Annotated in this window: 16 protein-coding genes; 5 read left to right on the top strand and 11 right to left on the bottom strand. The window is 63.6% G+C overall.

What is annotated here, in order from left to right; all coding sequences use genetic code 11:
• Positions 1 to 108: 108 nt before the first annotated feature.
• Positions 109 to 2385: a GumC family protein gene (locus NKH03_RS21495; RefSeq protein ID WP_352970385.1), complete on the top strand. Its 2277-nt coding sequence runs from the start codon at positions 109 to 111 to the stop codon at positions 2383 to 2385.
• A 50-nt stretch (positions 2386 to 2435) separates the two neighbouring features.
• Here the strand turns inward: NKH03_RS21495 and NKH03_RS21490 are convergent, their stop codons facing one another.
• From NKH03_RS21490 to NKH03_RS21465, 6 genes are all read right to left on the bottom strand, one after another.
• Entirely contained in the window at positions 2436 to 3272 is an 837-nt protein-coding gene (locus NKH03_RS21490) for a GNAT family N-acetyltransferase (protein WP_352970384.1), read from the bottom strand.
• 5 nt (positions 3273 to 3277) lie between these two features.
• Entirely contained in the window at positions 3278 to 4024 is a 747-nt protein-coding gene (locus NKH03_RS21485; protein ID WP_352970382.1) for an aspartate/glutamate racemase family protein, read from the bottom strand.
• A 2-nt stretch (positions 4025 to 4026) separates the two neighbouring features.
• Positions 4027 to 4845, bottom strand: a complete 819-nt coding sequence (locus NKH03_RS21480) for an ABC transporter permease (RefSeq protein WP_352870555.1) — start codon at positions 4843 to 4845, stop codon at positions 4027 to 4029.
• Position 4846: 1 nt separating this feature from the next.
• Positions 4847 to 5758, bottom strand: coding sequence for an ABC transporter permease (locus NKH03_RS21475; RefSeq protein WP_352881790.1), 912 nt, complete (start codon positions 5756 to 5758; stop codon positions 4847 to 4849).
• 90 nt (positions 5759 to 5848) lie between these two features.
• On the bottom strand, positions 5849 to 7138 hold the full coding sequence (locus tag NKH03_RS21470) for an ABC transporter substrate-binding protein (protein WP_352970381.1): 1290 nt from the start codon (positions 7136 to 7138) through the stop codon (positions 5849 to 5851).
• A 33-nt stretch (positions 7139 to 7171) separates the two neighbouring features.
• Positions 7172 to 8260, bottom strand: coding sequence for an ABC transporter ATP-binding protein (locus NKH03_RS21465; protein WP_352970380.1), 1089 nt, complete (start codon positions 8258 to 8260; stop codon positions 7172 to 7174).
• 262 nt (positions 8261 to 8522) lie between these two features.
• Here NKH03_RS21465 and NKH03_RS21460 point away from each other — a divergent pair, with 262 nt between their 5' ends.
• Positions 8523 to 9236: a GntR family transcriptional regulator gene (locus NKH03_RS21460; protein ID WP_352970378.1), complete on the top strand. Its 714-nt coding sequence runs from the start codon at positions 8523 to 8525 to the stop codon at positions 9234 to 9236.
• Positions 9237 to 9239: 3 nt separating this feature from the next.
• On the opposite strand, the gene NKH03_RS21455 is transcribed toward NKH03_RS21460, so the two are convergent.
• Positions 9240 to 10463 (bottom strand): GNAT family N-acetyltransferase, encoded by a 1224-nt coding sequence (locus NKH03_RS21455; protein WP_352970376.1) that lies wholly within the window; start codon positions 10461 to 10463, stop codon positions 9240 to 9242.
• 90 nt (positions 10464 to 10553) lie between these two features.
• Between NKH03_RS21455 and NKH03_RS21450 the strand changes: the two genes are divergently transcribed.
• Complete coding sequence (locus NKH03_RS21450) at positions 10554 to 11612, top strand: polysaccharide deacetylase family protein (RefSeq protein ID WP_352970374.1); 1059 nt, start codon at positions 10554 to 10556, stop codon at positions 11610 to 11612.
• A 16-nt stretch (positions 11613 to 11628) separates the two neighbouring features.
• On the opposite strand, the gene NKH03_RS21445 is transcribed toward NKH03_RS21450, so the two are convergent.
• Positions 11629 to 11844, bottom strand: coding sequence for a DUF2842 domain-containing protein (locus tag NKH03_RS21445; protein ID WP_023759866.1), 216 nt, complete (start codon positions 11842 to 11844; stop codon positions 11629 to 11631).
• A gap of 196 nt (positions 11845 to 12040) precedes the next feature.
• On the opposite strand from NKH03_RS21445, the gene NKH03_RS21440 reads away from it, so the two are divergent.
• The gene (locus NKH03_RS21440) at positions 12041 to 13132 is read left to right on the top strand and encodes a COX15/CtaA family protein (protein WP_352970373.1); all 1092 of its coding nucleotides are present in this window, start codon (positions 12041 to 12043) and stop codon (positions 13130 to 13132) included.
• 175 nt (positions 13133 to 13307) lie between these two features.
• Here NKH03_RS21440 and argC read toward each other — a convergent pair whose 3' ends face one another.
• Together argC and speB are read right to left on the bottom strand one after the other, a co-directional pair.
• Positions 13308 to 14234, bottom strand: a complete 927-nt coding sequence (argC, locus tag NKH03_RS21435) for an N-acetyl-gamma-glutamyl-phosphate reductase (protein WP_352970371.1) — start codon at positions 14232 to 14234, stop codon at positions 13308 to 13310.
• Between the two features lie 30 nt (positions 14235 to 14264).
• The gene (gene speB / locus NKH03_RS21430; protein WP_352870565.1) at positions 14265 to 15275 is read right to left on the bottom strand and encodes an agmatinase; all 1011 of its coding nucleotides are present in this window, start codon (positions 15273 to 15275) and stop codon (positions 14265 to 14267) included.
• A 244-nt stretch (positions 15276 to 15519) separates the two neighbouring features.
• On the opposite strand from speB, the gene NKH03_RS21425 reads away from it, so the two are divergent.
• The gene (locus NKH03_RS21425; RefSeq protein WP_352970369.1) at positions 15520 to 16578 is read left to right on the top strand and encodes a glycerophosphodiester phosphodiesterase family protein; all 1059 of its coding nucleotides are present in this window, start codon (positions 15520 to 15522) and stop codon (positions 16576 to 16578) included.
• A 68-nt stretch (positions 16579 to 16646) separates the two neighbouring features.
• On the opposite strand, the gene NKH03_RS21420 is transcribed toward NKH03_RS21425, so the two are convergent.
• Positions 16647 to 17519: an aldo/keto reductase family oxidoreductase gene (locus NKH03_RS21420; RefSeq protein ID WP_352970367.1), complete on the bottom strand. Its 873-nt coding sequence runs from the start codon at positions 17517 to 17519 to the stop codon at positions 16647 to 16649.
• Positions 17520 to 17770: the final 251 nt, after the last annotated feature.

Genomic DNA, 17770 nt, shown 5'->3' with positions numbered 1-17770 from the left:
TGTTTATCGCCCGCCAGTAAACCCTAATGGAAACTTACCGCGATCTTAACGGCTGAGTTACCATAGTTGTTTACGGTGCGTGCTGACCCAGTATCGGAGTAGGGATGCATGTCCGTTCAGTCCGCGGCCGCAGATGTCGACGTCGATCTCAGCCAGCTCTTCGGCAGCCTGGCGAGGAGTTGGCTGCGCATTCTCGTCGTCGCGCTGTTGGTGACCGGCGCGGCTTTCGCCTTTGCCTCGCTGGCAACCCGGCACTACAAGGCCGAGACGCAGGTGGAAATCGCTCCGCGTGAATCCGTGTATACGCGGCCGGCCAGCAACAACAATGATACCGACAAGCCTATTCTCGACGAACAGGGCGTCGCCACCCAGGTCCAGATAATTTCCTCCAACGAAATCCTCAAGCAGGTCGCGCAAAAGCTTGGCCTGGCAAAATTGCCCGAGTTCGACGACGCGCTCTATATGTCGCCGTTGAGCCGCGCTTTGGTCCTCGTCGGCTTGAAAAGCGATCCGATGGAGATTCCGGCGGAAGAGCGGGTCCTCAAGAAAATGCACGAGAAGCTCAACGTCTATGGCGTCGAGAAGACCCGCATCATCGCCATTGAGTTCTCATCGGAAGATCCAAGGCTCGCGGCCGCCATACCAGACGCCATTGCCGCCGCCTATATAGCGGGGCAAGGGGCCGCCAAGCTCGAATCGAACAATGCCGCCGCCGATTTTCTGGCGCCGGAGATCGCCGACCTGTCGAAGCAGGTCAAGGATGCCGAGGCCAAGGTCGCTGCCTACCGCTCACAATCCGATCTTCTGATGGGTGGTAACAATTCGGTGCTGGCCACCCAGCAGCTCTCGGAACTGTCGAGCGAACTGTCGAAAGTGCGCGCCAACCGCGCCGCGGCCGAAGCGACCGCTGACGGTGTGCGCAGGGCGCTGCAGAATGGCGGTTCGCTGGACGCCGTGCCGGAGGTTTTGTCATCGGACCTGATCCAGCGCCTGCGCGAGCGCCAGGTCGAACTGCGCACCAACATCGCCGATCTGTCGACGACATTGCTTGGCAATCATCCACGCATCCGCGCGCTGAAATCGCAACTGGCCGATCTCGATGCGCAGATCCGCGGCGAGGCGCAAAAGGTCATGAAGGGCCTGTTGATGCAGGCCGAGACGGCAAAGGCCCGCGAGAATCAGCTTGTCGCCGACGTCAACACATTGAAGGCCGCGTCGGCGCAGGCCGGGGAACAGCAGGTCGATCTCGATGCGCTGCAGCGCGATGCCACCGCCAAACGGCAGCAACTCGAGTTGTATCTGACCAACTACCGCGAAGCGGCTTCGCGCCAGGATCGCAATTATCTGCCGGTCGACGCGCGGATCGCCTCGAAGGCTTCGGTTCCCTCCGAGGCCTATTTCCCGAAGGTCGGGCCGATCGTTGGCGCCGCTTTCGCCGCATCGCTGCTGATCATGGTCATTGTGACGCTTCTGCGGGAGCTGTTTTCCGGCCGTGCGATGCGTCCGGCGACCGGTTCCCGCTTCGAGCGGATCGATGAGGTCGCGATGCCCCATGTGGCGCAGGCGCCTGATAGGGTCGCAATGCCGGTTGTCCGCCATGAGCCTTCAGTCCGCCAGGATCCCGTCGCTCGCCAGGAGATGGCGGAACGTCCGGCTGCAGCAGAGGCCAAGCCCTACACGGCCGCGATGCCCTATAGGGCCGAAGCGCCTGATATGGTCGCAATGGCCGAGGCAGCGGCAGCCGAGCAGACGGCTGTCGAGCCCGAACCGGTGCGTTCGACGCTGGGTGAGATCGACGTCGAGAAGGCTGCCGAAAAGCTGATCGCCAGCGGTGCCGCGCGCGCCATCTTCGTCTCGCCGGAGGGCGACGAGGCCGCCGCATCCGCGATTCTGGTGGCCCGCGAAGTCGCGGACGCCGGCCTGCGCGTCCTGTTGCTGGATCTCACCGCGTCGGGGGCGGCCTCACGGCCGATGCTGGACAGTGGGCTTTTCCCCGGAATCACCAACCTGCTCGCTTCGGAAGCGCAGTTCAGCGACGTCATCCACGCCGATCTCTACTCGGACTGTCACGTCATTCCCGTCGGCACCGCCGATCCGGTCCGCGCCATGCGAGCCGCCGACCGGCTGCCGATCATCATGCAGTCGCTGACAACCGCCTATGATCTGGTCGTGGTCGAGTGCGGACCAGCCGACGCGCAGGGCATCAGCCGTCTGACCGGCGATGCCACCGAGGTCTTTCTCTCCATGCTGGAGCCGGACGACGAAGTAACAAAGGCCGCGGTCAGGCTGATCGAAAGCGGCTATCCCGACGTGACGCTGGTGACGCCGCTCGGCCACGAACCGCCCGGCAATCCGGTGCCGGGACGGCGCACCGCCGCCGCCTGAGCGAGCCTTGGATCGTTTGGCGGAGACCTGTTCAGAGGCCCGTCTGATTTCTATCCCAGTTCCAGGGTCGTTACGCCGAACAACCGCTGCGGCCCAAGCTTCGGGGCTGGGCCCTTGTACATGCGGGTGGTGGTGAAGGTCGGCGCAAAGCCGGCCGCATCAAGCGCTGCAATGAAGTCCAGTTTGGTGGCTGGAACGTCGACGCTCAGGTCGCCGCCCTCGCAGGCACCAGCCAGTCCGTCCAGCAATCGCAGAGCGATTTCCATGTCGTCGGCAAACAGCGGGCCGATCTTGAAGCCGGATCGACACCGGCGCGCCACGCCATAGCCGTTGATGCCGCGTGAACTGATCGCCGCCAGCCCGTGATGTGGCGGCCGCAGCCAGCGCTGCAGAAAGGCACGTCGGGGCGCGGGAAAGCAATGCGCGTCATAGGCGATGATGTCGGGCACGAGCTCAGTCTTCACCGTCCTCAGTCCGTTGGCTCTGCCCGATGGGCCTGCCTTGCGGCCGCTATAGCGGATGGTCTCGTAGGCCGGGCTGAAGCCCTTGCGCCGGTAATTCGCCTGCTGCTCGGCGACGCCGTCGAGGCCGATTGTGCGGCCGGCAAGTCTCGTCATTCCGGCGTTCCACACCGCCTTTGCGTAGCCTTTGCCGCGCATGTCCGGCCGGCAGATGTAGAGGCCGATGAAACCGAACTCGCTTCCATAGGCTACCGCCGAGATTGCCGCGACCATTTCGTTGCCTACAAAGGCGCCGATGAAGCCTTCAGGGTCCGCGGCCTGGAACATCGCCGCGTCTTCAAGGCCAGGATTCCAGCCTTCCGCGGCCGCCCAGTCGACGAGAACAGCCTGCTCCTGCAGCGACAGCGTCCGGATGGTCGGCTTCATGGCACTCACTCCGCGGCGGCTATTCCGGGTGAGAAGGATTTCAGCACACCACGATAGGGCTTGGCCAGCGGGCTTGCATAGGCGCCGCGCTTCGATGTCGACAGGCCGAGCGAGATCAGCGCCTCGGCCTGCTTGAGTGCCGCACCGACACCGTCGATAACCGGCAGTTGGAACTCCGCTTGCAGCCGGTGTGCAAGGTCGGCCATACCGGCGCAGCCGAGCACAATGGCCTCGGCGCGATCCTCTCCGATCGCTCGGGCGATTTCGTCGCGCAGTTTTCCGACCGCGCCGGATGCCGGGTCCTCCAGCGCAAGCACGGGGATGTCCGCGGCGCGCACGCGGACGCGTCCCGCCATGCCGTAGCGCTGCACCAGCCCCTCGACAGGTATAAGCGAGCGTTCGGTGGTTGTCACCACGGTGAAGCGCTGGGCAATGAAAGCAGCGATGGAAAGCGCCGCCTCGCAGATGCCGATAACGGGGATACCGGCCATGGCGCGTGCCGCATCAAGGCCGGTGTCGTCGAAACAGGCGATGATGGCCGCCTGCGCGCCGGCACGCTCGCCGGCGGCGATCTCCATCAGCAGGCCCGGCACGGCCAGCGCCTCGTCATAATAGCCTTCGATCGATACCGGCCCCATGGACGAGGTGACGGCAACCACTTCCGTCCAGGCGCCGGCGACGGCGCGTGCGGCGGCCGCGATGGTCTCGGTCATGCTCGCCGTCGTGTTTGGGTTTACCACCAGTATCTGCACGGTTACGCGCTCGCCCGGCGGCGGCCGACATAGAGGATGGCGCCCAACGTTGCCAGGATCACCAGGAACGAAAACACCGTGGTCACCGTGCCCAGCGCGTAGAGGACAGGCGTCGTGACATTGGTGGTCATGCCGTAGATCTCGAGCGGCAGCGTGTTGAAGGTGCCTGAGGTCATCAGCGTACGCGCGAACTCGTCGTAGGACAGCGTGAAGCCGAACAGGCCAACGCCGATCAGGCTCGGCGCGATCATCGGCAGCACGACATGGGCGAAGGTCTGCCAGGAGGTGGCGCCGAGGTCGCGTGCGGCCTCCTCATAGGCCGGCGAGAAGCGGTTGAAGACGGCGAACATGATCAGTACGCCGAACGGCAAGGTCCAGGTCAGATGCGCGCCGAAGGCGGACGTGTACCAGGCCGGACGAAAGCCGATCTGCTGGAAGACCACGCCGATGCCCAGTGAAATGATGATCGAGGGCACGACGAGGCTGGCGACAGCCAGGTAGAACAGCGCTGTGGCGCCGCGAAATTTCTGGCGGAAGGCGAGGCCCGCCAGCAGTGACACCACGACGGTGACGATCATCACCATGACGCCCAGCACCAGCGAGCGCTTGAAGCTGCCGCCGAAGTCGCCGACTGCCTGGCGCTCGAACAGATTGGCGAACCAGTGCAGCGACACGCCGTTGAGCGGGAAGGTGAGGCCACCGGTCTCGCCCTGGAAGGACAGGATCAGGATCGCCGACAGCGGGCCGTAGAGGAACAGCACGAACAGCGTGAAGAAGACAGCCAGCACGTAGAAACCGACAGTGCGTTTTTCGTGGCTCACGTCAGAGCTCCTTGCGGATGTCGACGACGCGCAGGATGCCGGCGACCATCAAAAGCACCAGCACGAGCAACACCACCGCATTGGCCGCGGCGGCCGGATATTGCAGCAGCGACATCTGGTTCTTCATCATCAGCGCGACGGAAGCGCTCTGGCCGCCCGACATCACCTGCACGGTGGAGAAGTCGGCCATGACTAGCGTGACGACGAAGATGGTGCCGATGGCCATGCCCGGCTTGGCCAGCGGAATGATGACGTTCCACAGCACCTGCCAGCCGGAGGCGCCCGCGTCGCGCGCGGCCTCGACCAGCGAGCGGTCGATGCGCATCAGCGTGTTGAAGATCGGCGTCACCATGAACAGCGTGTAGAGATGGACCATGGCGAGCACGACCGCGAATTCCGAATAGAGCAGCCATTCGATCGGTTTCGGCACCAGCCCCAGATGCACCAACGTCGAGTTGATCAGCCCGTTGCGGCCGAGCACGGGAATCCACGAGATCATGCGGATGATGTTGGAGGTCAGGAAAGGCACGGTGCAGACCAGGAACAGCACCATCTGCATGGCCGTGGTGCGGATGTGGAAGGCCAGGAAATAGGCGACCCAGAAGCCGATGAACAAGGTCAGCGCCCAGACGATGGCGGCGAATTTGATGGTGTTGAGATAGGTCTTCCAGGTAACCCACGAGCCCAGAACATCGGAATAGTTTGTGGTCAGGAAATCCGGATACATGGCGGCGAAGTCGTAATCCCAGAAGGACACGACGACGATCATGATGATGGGCAGGAGCAGGAACGCACCAAGGATCAGCGCCAGAGGCGCCGACTGGAGGTAGGGCGTGACGGCGCTGACGGAGAAGCGTCGTTGTCGGACTTGTTTCGCGGCGGCGATTGCGGGGCGTTCGATCGCGACTGTCATTAATGCTCTCGATTTTTCGCGATGCGGCTGAGCCGCGTTCCCTTCTCCCGCAAGGGGAGAAGGGGTAGAGAAGGGGCGCTTGTTTGTTCCTTACGCCGCGATGAACTCGTTCCAGCGCTTCACCATATAGCGGTCCTCGTCCATGACCGAGTTCCAGCAGGCGACCTTGCCCATGCGCTCCTCGAACGAGCCGCCGTCGCGCACCGCGCCGGCCTTCTCCATGACCGTGCCGTCCGGTGCCTTGATGTCGCCCTTGGCCGGCTTGCCTTCGATCCAGTAGCCCCACTCGTCCTCGGTCATGAACTTCTTGGCCGAGACCATGTTGGCCGAGTAATAGCCTTGGCGGTTGAGATAGCCGCCGACCCAGCCCGACGTGTACCAGTTGATGTATTCGTAGGCAGCGTCGAGCTCGGCGCCCTTGAGATGGGCGGCAAGACCGAGGCCGCCACCCCATGAGCGGTAGCCTTCCTTGAGCGGCTGGAAGCGGCAGGCGATGCCCTTGGAGCGCACGGCGGCGACGGCCGGTGACCACATCGACTGGATGACGACTTCGCCCGACGCCATCAAATTGACGCTCTCGTCGAAGGACTTCCAGAAGGCGCGGAACTGGCCGGCCTGCTTGGCCTTGATCAGGAAGTCGATCGTCTTGTCGATCTCCTCCTTGGTCATGTTGCCCTTGTCGGCATATTTGATGTTGCCCGTGGCTTCCATGATCATCGCCGCGTCCATGATGCCGATGGAGGGGATGTTGAGAATCGCGGTCTTGCCCTTGAAGGCCGGGTCCATGATGTCGGCCCAGGTGGTGATGTCGCGGCCGACAAGGTCGGGGCGGATGCCCAGCGTGTCGGCGTTGTAGATAGTGGGCACCATGGTGAACCAGTTGGTCGGTGCCTTGGCGAAGGTCTTTGAGTCCTGCGCGTCGACATAACCGACTGTGTGCGGCGCCGTGCCCTGCGCGATGACGCTGTCGGGCGTCAGTTTGCCGGTTTTGAACAGCGGCACCAGTTCGTCATAGTACTTCAGTTTGCTGACATCCATCGGCTGCAGCACGCCGCTCGGGAACACCTTCTTGCAGATCCAGTATTCGATGTCGGCGATGTCGTAGCTGTCGGGCTGGGTCACGGCGCGCTGGGCGGCGGCGTCGGAATCTGTCGCCGTCATCTCGAGCGTGATGCCGAGGTCGGCCTTGCACTTGTCGGCGATGGCATTGAGGTTCGACACGCCGGTGCCGAACTGGCGCAGCGTGATGTTGGATTGCGCCCAGATGGTCGGAAAGCCTGATATGGCACCAGAGCCGGCGGCAAGGCCGACGGCAGCGGCACCCGTCTTCAGCAGCGAGCGGCGCGAAATACCCGCCTTGGTTTGCGTAGTGTTTGTCATCCTATTCCCCTATCTTGTTTTGCTTGGTTGACGTCATGAATGCAGGCGACCGAGGACGATGGCATCCTCGGAATCCCAGGCGACCGGTACGGCGTCGCCAATGGCGACGGGTTTGGCGAAGAAGTCGGAATCGTCGATGATGACGGTGAAATCGTCGATGCCGGCGCCGGTGACCGACAGCTTCACCGTGGCGCCGCGATATTCGATGTTGGAGACGATGCCGGTGAAGCCGAGGCCGGGCGAGGGCGCCTCGCCGATGCGCACATGGTCGGTGCGGATGGCGATGTCGATCGGCGCTCCCACGTCCTGTGGCCGGCCACTGGCGGCAAGCGAGCCGCCGCCATTCACGTCGAAGGCGACCATGGCGTCGCGTTCACCGGTGACCCGGCCGGAGATGACATTGTGGTCGCCCATGAAGCGCGCGACGAAGGCGGTGGCCGGCCGCTCGAACACGTCGCGCGGCGCCGCTGCCTGTTCGATGCGGCCGTCATTCATCACCACGATCAGGTCGGCGAGCGCCATCGCCTCCTCCTGGCTGTGGGTGACGTGGACGAAGGTGATGCCGAGTGACGCCTGCAGCTTCTTCAGCTCGGCCCGCATGCGGATCTTCAGGAACGGGTCGAGCGCGGAAAGCGGCTCGTCGAGCAACAGCGCCTCGGGATCGGTGATCAATGCGCGAGCGAGTGCTACGCGCTGCTGTTGGCCGCCGGAAAGCTGCGCGGGCCGGCGCGTCGCATAGGCCTCCATCTGCATCAGCTTCAGCATGTCGAGCGCCTTGGCACGACGCTTTTCCTTGTCGACGCCCTTCATCTTCAGGCTGAAGGCGACATTGTCGATCAGGTCGAGATGCGGGAACAGCGCATAGGACTGGAACATCATCGCCGTGCCGCGCTTGGCCGGCGGCAAGTCCGTCACCACCACATTGCCGAGGCGGACATCGCCGCTGGAAATGCTCTCATGACCGGCGATCATGCGCAGCGTCGAGGTTTTGCCGCAGCCGGAAGGGCCAAGCAGGCAGCAGTAGGTGCCGGCCGGGATCTTGAGGCTGATGCCCTCGACGGCGGTCGTCGTTCCATAGACTTTCGAAACGGACACAATGTCGATTTCGGCGGCTTTGGACATCAGGCTTCCCCATTTGGTCGCATTAACCAAAGCATCATGCGTGCCAATCGCGAGATGACTGGCCAAGCACTTGAATCGTCGGGAAAATCAGGATTTTTGGACGGCGCCTATCAGGCGGGCTGTTTGTGCATTGCACAAATTATGGGCGATTGTCGGCGATCTCTACCCAAATCGTATGCAATCTTTTTTGCCTTCGTGTCCACTTTGCCTCTCGTGCAGGCGTCAAGAGTCGCGTTAGAAGGGGACGGAAAGAATTCCCGCCATGAACATCGCCGACCAGATCTATTCCGCCACCGACAGCGCCACGCAGGATCGTGCCCGGGCGATCCGCGACCAGTTGCGCGACGCCATCGTCGACCGCCGGCTGGCGCCGGGCACCAAGCTGTCGGAAGGTGAGGTCGGCACACTGTTCGACGTCTCCCGTACCGTGGCACGCGCGGCGCTGCAGATGCTGTCCTTCGAAGGGCTGGTGCGCACCGAGCGCAATCGTGGCGCCTTCGTCGCCAACCCATCGCCGGAGGAGGCGCGCCAGCTGTTCGCCTCGCGCCGGCTGATCGAACCGGGCATTGCCATCGCCGCCTGCGGCCGTGTCACCGCTACCGACATTGCCGCATTCAAGGCGCAACTCGACGAGGAGGGCCGCTTCATCGCCGAGCGTGGGCCCAATGCGCGGCGGTCCGAAATCAAGGCGTCGGGCGATTTCCACTTGCTGCTCGCCGCCGTCGCCGGCAATGCCATCCTGCAGCGCTTCATGGAGGAACTGGTGGCGCGCTCGTCATTGGTCATCGCGCTTTACGGGCGGTCTGGCATATCGGCCTGTGGGCACAGCGAACACACGGAAATTGTCGGCGCGCTGGAGAGCGGCGATTGCGGGCGGGCGAGCCGGCTGATGCTGCACCACATCGATCATATCGAGGCCGATCTGGATTTGCGCGTCAGGGCCGGCCCGGCGCTGCGGGAAGCCCTCAATTTCTGAGAGCTAGCTTTCGTCCTCGGCGGGCACTGCTTGTCCCACCGCCTTGCGGCGCAGCATCTTGGTCAGCTTCCAGATCGTCGGGCTGTTCTTGATGAAGGCTTTCAGCCGCGCGCCCTGCCTGAGCGTCAGCGACAGCACGCGGCCCTTCATAGTCAAGGGGATCAGCACCTCGAAATGCTGGGTTTCGATATCGCACCACAGCCGCTTGTATGGCTCGTCGCCGACGGAGAAATCATAGACCTCGAAACCGCTCTCGCAGGCTTCCTGGATGTTGTCGAAGAACAGGAAATCGCCGGGGCTGGCGTGACCGAGATCGTCCTCGGCGATCGCGCCGAACTCGCAGATCAGGCGCTTGCCCGACCGGCTCGATCCAGTGATGGCGCGCAGCTTGCCGGCAACCTCGAGCCCGTGCAGCACGAAGGAAGGTTTGTCCTCGGCAAGCGCTTGCACGAACAGCGCGCGGAAGAAGCCGCGCACCTGCTCGCCGCCGAAGACGTTGGTGATGCCCATCTTGCGGAAGCGGAATTCCTTCATCTCGAAAAAGGCGTCGAGCAGCCTGGTCACCTCGTCCGCCGTGCGCGCCTCGATGCGCCGATGGCTGCCGACGGCCTCGAACTTGCGGATCTGAGAACGGTGCTTCTTGCGCTTGCGTTTGCCGCTGGCGCGAGAAAGCAGCGCATCGAAGCCGCCGGCAAGGTCGACGGCCAGCGACAGATTGGGGCTGGCAAAATGGTCAAGCGAGGCGAGGGGATTGGCGACGCCGTCGAGATCGGGCAGCAATCGTTCCAGTGCGACGAGATCGATGTCCGGACGTGCCCTGGCGATGGCCGCCAGCATCGATCGGACGGCCGGGATATCCGCCCTGGCCAGCCAGTCCGCATCGCCGGCGACGAAGTTGCCATTGGCGTGGCGGCCTCCCATGAAGCGGGCGACGCGGAATGGACCGCTGGCGGTGACTTCCAGCGCCAGCGAAAAAACCGGCCTGCCTTCGGCGCTCAGCGTGGTGACGAGCAGATCCGGTCCGGCCTCGGCGGCCCAGTTCAAGACCCAGGCAGCACTCTGCGCCGGTGCGAACAGGGCCGAGCGGCAGAACTCGGCATAGGCTGCGAGCCCGTCCGTGGACACCACTGAAATCGACAGGCCGGCATGTTCCCGTGGCAAGGCGCGCGACGACGCCTCGGTCGCCGCAAGCCGATTGCCGTCAAATGACGCTGAAGCGTCAACCATACCTCAATCCTTAGGGCGTATTGATCGCGATTTGGGGTTCGCGCAGGCGCATTCCGTGCTTGGATCAGCCTAGGCGCAAAAGGTGAATGAATGATCGACGGCGGGGAGGCAATCCGGAAACTGGCGCTGAACGTCGCCCGCTATACCGGTCTTGCACCGCTGGCCAAGCCGTTCATCGGCGGCATTGGCGCCATCCTGATGCTGCACCGCGTCACCGCGACGCCGGAAAAGCCGCACAGCGTCAACCGGCATCTCAACATCGCGCCCGGTTTCCTCGATGCCATGATCGCCGACATGAAGGCGCATGGCTATGTCTTTGTCTCCATGGACGAAGCCGTTGAGCGCATCAAGGCAGGCGGCAAGGGTGGCCAGTTCGCAACCATCACCGCCGACGACGCCTATCGCGACAACATGACCGAGGCGCTGCCAGTGCTGGAGAAGCACGGCGCGCCGATCACCATCTATGTCGCGCCCGGGCTGATCAACGGCACCGCCGACCTGTGGTGGGATGTGGTCGAGGACATCGTCAACGCGCGGAAGACCTTGTCGCTGACAGGGCTGAACGGTCCCCTGACGATCGATTGCTCGACACCCGCGAAGAAACTGCAAGCCAATGCACGCCTGCACGCCTATCTCACCTCCGAAGTCCGCGAGGAGGATCTGCAAGCGGTGCTGCGCGACCTGGCTAGCTCAAATGGTGTTGACGCCGATGGTCCGCGCTTGCGGACATTGATGAACTGGGACGAAATCCGCAGCATCGCCGCGCATCCGCTGGTGACGATCGGCGCCCATACGATCAGTCACAGCAATCTGAAGCGGCTCTCCGAAACCGATGCCCGGCACGAGACCGGCGCCGTGCGCGGCATGTTGCAGGCCGAACTGGGCGAAAAGCCCGGCCATTTCGCCTACCCTTATGGCTATGCAAGTGCTGTGGGTTGCCGGGAAGTCGCCTTTGCCCGCGACGCCGGCTACACCTCCGCCGTGACGACGCGCCACGGCGTGCTGCGCGCCGAACATGCCGGGTTCCTGCAAGCCTTGCCGCGCATTTCAGTCAATGGCCGCTACCAGAGCCTTGCCCACATCCGTACCATGCTGTCGGGCGTGACGACGCCGCTCGCCAATGCAGGGAAGATGCTCGTTACCATCTGACGGTGACGGGTTCCGCTTAGCGCTTGGCCCGCGGCTCCAGCATCAGCCATTTGATGATGCCCATCGCCGGCAGCACCCAGAGCAGGCCGCTGAGCAGGAAGAACAGAAAATGCACCCACGGGCCCGACTCCGAGAGCTGGGCGACCGCGAAGATCGATGCGACCAGCGCATAGATGATGACCAGCGCGATCAGCAGAAACATTCCGATCAGCTTTTTCAGGCGCAGGGGCATGATTGGTCTCCTGTGGAGGATGCCGGCAACTCGGACAAGGGACCGGGCAACCTCTGAGTGTTGGCCTCGCATAGGCTTTGGCGCGAAGCTGTGCAACCGGTGAGACGCGGCGCGACGGCGTGCCGCGCCGCATGGCCTTGCCAGCACGAGAGCGATGGTCCACCAATCCGCCAAACCAACCTGCCGGGACAAGACCATGGCTGCCATACCAGCTGCCGCGCCATTTGTGGCCCGCGACCGCGACCTCCACAATCGGGCGCTGCTGCGCGGCTGGCTCTATGTGGTGGTGCTGATGCTGGTTGCGCTTGTGCTGGTCGGCGGCGCCACCAGGCTGACCGATTCCGGCCTGTCGATTACGCAATGGAAGCCGATCCATGGCGTCATACCGCCGCTCAACGACGCCGAGTGGCAAGAGGAATTCCAGCTCTACCAGCAGATCCCGCAATATGCCGAGCTCAACAAGGGCATGAGCATCGAGGCGTTCAAGTCGATCTTCTGGTGGGAGTGGGCGCACCGCATCCTGGCGCGCGGCGTCGGCCTGGTCTTTGCCTTGCCGCTGCTGTTTTTCTGGACAACGCGCCGCATAGAGCGTGGCCTGGGGCCGAAACTCGCCGGCATCCTCCTGCTTATCGGCCTGCAGGGCGCCATCGGCTGGTGGATGGTGGCCTCGGGACTGATCGACCGGGTCTCGGTCAGCCAGTACCGTCTGGCCACCCATCTGACACTCGCCGCGCTGATCTTCACCGCGACCATGGTCGTGGCGCGCGGACTGGCGCCGCATTCCGAACCCGCCGCCGATCGGTCGACGCAGAGGCTGGCCGGTTTCATCGTGTTTCTGGCGCTGATCCAGATTTATCTCGGCGGCCTGGTCGCCGGGCTCGATGCTGGCCTGAGCTACAACACCTGGCCGCTGATGGACGGCAAGATCATCCCGGGCGATCTCTTGCTGCTCGAGCCGGCATGGCGCAACTTCTTCGAAAGCCCGAAGACGGTGCAGTTCGTGCATCGGCTCGGTGCCTACACGGTGTTCATCGTGGCCCTGTGGCACGTGATCGCCACGCGCCGGAGGCTGCCAGGCTCAACCCATGCCCGCCGTGCGACGTTGCTGTTTCTGCTGGTGCTGGTGCAGGCCTCGATCGGCATCGGCACGCTGCTGATGCATGTGCCGCTGCATATGGCGCTGACCCATCAGGGGTTTGCGCTCATCGTGTTGGGCTTTGCCGCCGCGCATTGGCGCGGCACCAAGGGCGCCTATCCCTTGCGGCACGAAATCGCGCTCAGGAGCTGATCCCGAGCCGATCGGCCAGTCAGAATTCAATCCGCACCGTCCGCCGCGGCGTTGCGGCAGGCGGAATTCGACGTTCAGAAGACGACATGTTCAAACGAGCAGCATGCCGTGGCCGTCTCGGCAATGAGTTCGGGCGCGCTGACCTTCCAGCGCGCCGGAAAGGCTGGCGCGTCCATCAGAGGCCGAGCATCAGGTCCATGTTCTGGACGGCGGCACCCGAGGCACCCTTGCCGAGATTGTCATAGACCGCCAGCAGCAGAACTTGCGCCCGTTTGTCGTTGGCGAAGACGTAGACCTTCATCCGGTTGGTGCCGTTGTAGATCTCCGGATCGATTTCCGGCATGCGCTCCGAATGCGCATAGGGCGCCACCTCGACCACGCCGCCCTTGATGGCGGCGAAATGGTCGGCGATCGCCGCATGCAGCTCCGCACCCGTCGGCACATGGTCGAGGCCGCCGAGCTGCAATGGCACGACCGTGATCATGCCTTGCGCGAAATTGCCGACCGCCGGCTGCATGATCGGATCATGCGACAGCCTGGCATAGGCCCTGAGTTCCGGCACGTGCTTGTGCTGCAAGGTGAGGCCATAGGGCAGGAATTCCGAGGCGTCCTCGCCCTTGGCGACATAGTCCTCGATCATCGGCCGTCCGCCGCCCGAATAGCCCGAAATGCCGTTGACGGTGATCGGGAAGTCCGCCGGCAGCAGGCCGGCGGTGACCAGCGGCCGCAGCGTGGCGATCGGTCCCTGCGGCCAGCAGCCGGGGTTGGCGACGCGCTTTGCCGAGGCAATTGTCTTCGCCTGCGTCTTGTCCATTTCGGCGAAACCATACGCCCAGCCTTCCGCCACGCGATGCGCGGTCGACGCATCGATGACCTTGGTGGTGTCGTTGGCAATCAGCGAGACGCTTTCCTTCGCCGCATCGTCGGGCAGGCACAGGATCGCGACATCGGCGGCATTGAGGAACTCGGCGCGCGCGGCTGTTTCCTTGCGGCGCTCGGTCGGAATGGAGATGATCTCCAGGTCGCCGCGCTCGGCAAGCAGCGCCCGGATCTGCAGACCGGTGGTGCCGTGTTCGCCGTCGATGAAGATTTTCGGTTTCATGGATCGATCAAATTCCCTGATATTTCAAGACTATATGCCCTGACCTTGATTCACCGCGGCACCGTTGTGGCTGCCGTTGTTGTTCAACTCTTCAAGCCGGGCCTTCCGCTCCGCCAGCAGGCCGAGATATTGCATGGCCACCATCGAGCCGGCGATCGCCGTTATATCGGCGTGATCATAGGCCGGCGCAACCTCTACGACATCGGCGCCGACAATATCGATCTGGGTGAGCTGGCGCAGCGTCGACAGGATCTTCGCCGACGACGGCCCGCCGGCAACCGGCGTGCCGGTTCCCGGCGCATAGGCCGGATCGAGGCAGTCGATGTCGAAGGTGAGATAGGTCTTCTTGCCGCCGGTGCGGTCGACGATGGCGTAGGCGATATCGGACGCCCGCATCTCCTCGATTTCATGGCCATAGAGGATCTTGATGCCGAACGTGTCGGGCGCATGAGTGCGGATCCCGATCTGGATCGAGCGATCTGGATCGATGATGCCTTCCTTGACGGCGCGGCCGACGAAGGAACCATGGTCGATGCGCTTGCCGTCGTCCGGCCAGGTGTCCTGATGCGCGTCGAACTGCACCAGGGCGAGCGGGCCATGGATGGCGGCATGCGCCTTGAGCAGCGGCCAGGTGACGAAATGGTCGCCGCCGAGCGTCAGCAGGAAGGACCCTGATTTGAGGATCTTCGCCGCTTCGCGTTCGATCGTACCGGGCGTCTTCTGGTGATTACCGAAGTCGAGCAGGCAATCGCCATAGTCGACGACCGCCAGATGCTCGAACAGATCGCGTGAAAACGGATATTGCGGGTCGTTGTCGAGGATCGCAGAGGCGCGGCGAATCGCCTGCGGCCCGAAACGGGCGCCGGGCCGGTTGGTGACGGCGGCGTCGAAAGGAATGCCCCACACCACCGCGTCCGCGCCCTTCACGTCCTTCGTGTATTTGCGCCGCATGAACGACAGCGCGCCGGAATAGGTCGGCTCGAACGCGGCGCCCGTCTTGGAACGGGCGGTGAAGGCGTTGTCGATGTTGTTGTTCGCCATTACGGATCCTCGTTTTTCATCGGGGTGCAACAACTACAGAAGCGGCACGGAAGATGCCAGTCACAGCTTGGCGAGACGGAATGGTGCTGCGCGAGTGCACGTGGCGCCTCATTGATATGCCGGCCATGGCTTGGTTCCGCCGGCTCTCGAAACGCATCTGACGCATTCCGCTAGCCGGCTTCGTTCACCGAGATGTCACGGGCATCGCCTATCCGGGTTTCGATCCGGCAAGGAGCGATTCTCGATGCGGACCCTCTGGCTGAGCCTTTTGTTTTCCGCGGCACTTGCGGCCGCCGCTGGCCAGGCCTTGGCCGGCGAGACCCGCGCCAGACAGATACTCGACCGCTTCGAGCATGCCAACCAGTGGCGCGACCACGTGATGGTGGCCGCGCATCGCGCCGGCAGCATGCAGGCCGGCAAGACGCTCTATGCGGAAAATTCGATTGCCGCCGTGGAAGGCTCGATCGCCATGGGCGCGGAGATCGTCGAGGTCGACATCAGGCGCTCGAAGGACGGCGAGTTCGTCGTCATGCATGACAGCTGGCTCGACCGCACCACGACCTGCAAGGGCGAGGTGGTCAAGCGCACGCTGGCCGAACTGAAGACCTGCCGGCTGGTGGTCGAGGGCACCGGCGTCGTCACCGATGAAACGGTTTCGACGTTGCGCGAGATGCTGATGGCGACCCGAGACAGGATCCTCATCAACCTGGACAACAAGCTCGACGTCGGCGATCTCTCGGGCATGATCGCGGTCGCTCGCGATCTCGGCATGGCCGAGCAGGTCATCGTCAAGGAGAACCTCTGGAACTCCACCCGGATTTCAACGGTCAAGGCCGCCATGGGCGCCATCGGCGGCGGCTTCCAGTTCATGCCGATCATCGCCGATGACGCGGTGCACGATGCCGGTTTCGCCGAGACGGTCGACCACGCCTTCTCACCGCGCGCGATCGAGTTGATCAACTGGCGGGCGGGCGCCGAGACGCTGACCGAGACCGGCGGACCGCTGTTCAGCACGCGCATGCGCGCGGCCGCGGCGAGGGGCGATTGGCACATCTGGGCCGATACCTACGCCATCGTCAACAAGCCGGGCGGCTTCCTGGCCGGCGGCCGCGGCGACGAACTGGCTGTGCAGGCCAGCCTGCCGCGCGAAAGCTGGGGTTTTTGGGCCGATCGCGGCGCCACCATCATCCAGACCGACGAACCGAAGGCAGCCATCGACTGGCTGGCGGTCAACGGTTTTCGTGTTCCCTATGCCGACAAGGCGCGGCCGGTTGAGCCGGCGAATACGGCAAGTATCAATTAGGAACGCTGGCGCCGGGTGACTGCCGAGCCCTAACAGGAAGGCCTTGCTCCCCAGTGGGTCGCCCGCCCTCAAGCAGCCATCGCTATGCCATCCAATTTCCTGAGCACGTCGTCCGAAAGCATCAGTTCGGCAGCAGCGAGGTTCTCCCTGAGATGCCCGACAGACGATGTACCGGGGATCAGCAGGATATTGGGCGCGCGGTGCAGCAGCCAGGCGAGCGCGACCTGCATCGGGGTGGCGCCGAGGCGCTTCGCCACATCGGACAGCGTCGAAGACTGCAGCGGGTTGAAGCCGCCGAGCGGAAAGAACGGCACATAGGCGATACCGTCGCGGGCAAGATCATCGATCAAGGCATCGTCGTCGCGATGCGCCAGATTGTACTGGTTCTGCACGCAGACGATCTCGGCAATCCCGCGTCCTTCGGCGATCTGCGCAGCCGTCACGTTGCTCAGTCCGATATGCCTGACAAGCCCCTTTTGTTGAAGCTCGGCCAGCACGGTGAGCGGCGCTTCGATCGATCCTTCGGCGGGACCGTGGGGGTCGAACATGATGCGCAAATTGACCACATCCAGCACTTCGAGCCCGAGATTGCTTAGATTGTCATGCACCGCCTGGGACAACGCTTCGGGAGAAAATGCCGGTAACCACGATCCATCCGTGCCGCGGCGGGCGCCGATCTTGGTGACGATGACCAGATCGTCAGGGTAGGGTGATAGCGCCTCACGGATCAGAAGGTTGGTGACGTGCGGACCGTAGAAGTCGCTGGTATCGATATGATCGACCCCTTGCGCCACGGCGTCGCGTAGCACGGCCAATGCCGCGTCATGGTCCTTCGGCGGCCCGAACACGCCGGGTCCGGCGAGCTGCATGGCGCCATAGCCGAGCCGCTTTACGGTGTGGCTGCCAAGGGTGAAGGTGCCGGCCTGTTGAATGTTGGACATGATTGATCTCCTTTGAGGAGGCAGAGATAGGCCCTGCTCAATCCTGTGATAATCAGGTACAATCCACACAGGCTGTGCGGAATTGCGAACAATGATGGACCTCAGTGATCTGAACGCCTTCGTGGCGGTGGCGCGCGCCCGCCGCGTACCCCGCCGCCCGCCGGCCCCCCGCGGCCGCCCCGAACGTTTTAGCCAGGCGGGGCGTCGCCACCAGACACACCACGGTGTGAAGGAGTTTAACCCCACCACCC

The sequence above is a fragment of the Mesorhizobium sp. M1406 genome, from assembly GCF_040317555.1.
Lineage (GTDB): Bacteria > Pseudomonadota > Alphaproteobacteria > Rhizobiales > Rhizobiaceae > Mesorhizobium.
This window is presented reverse-complemented; position numbering and strand designations above follow the sequence as displayed.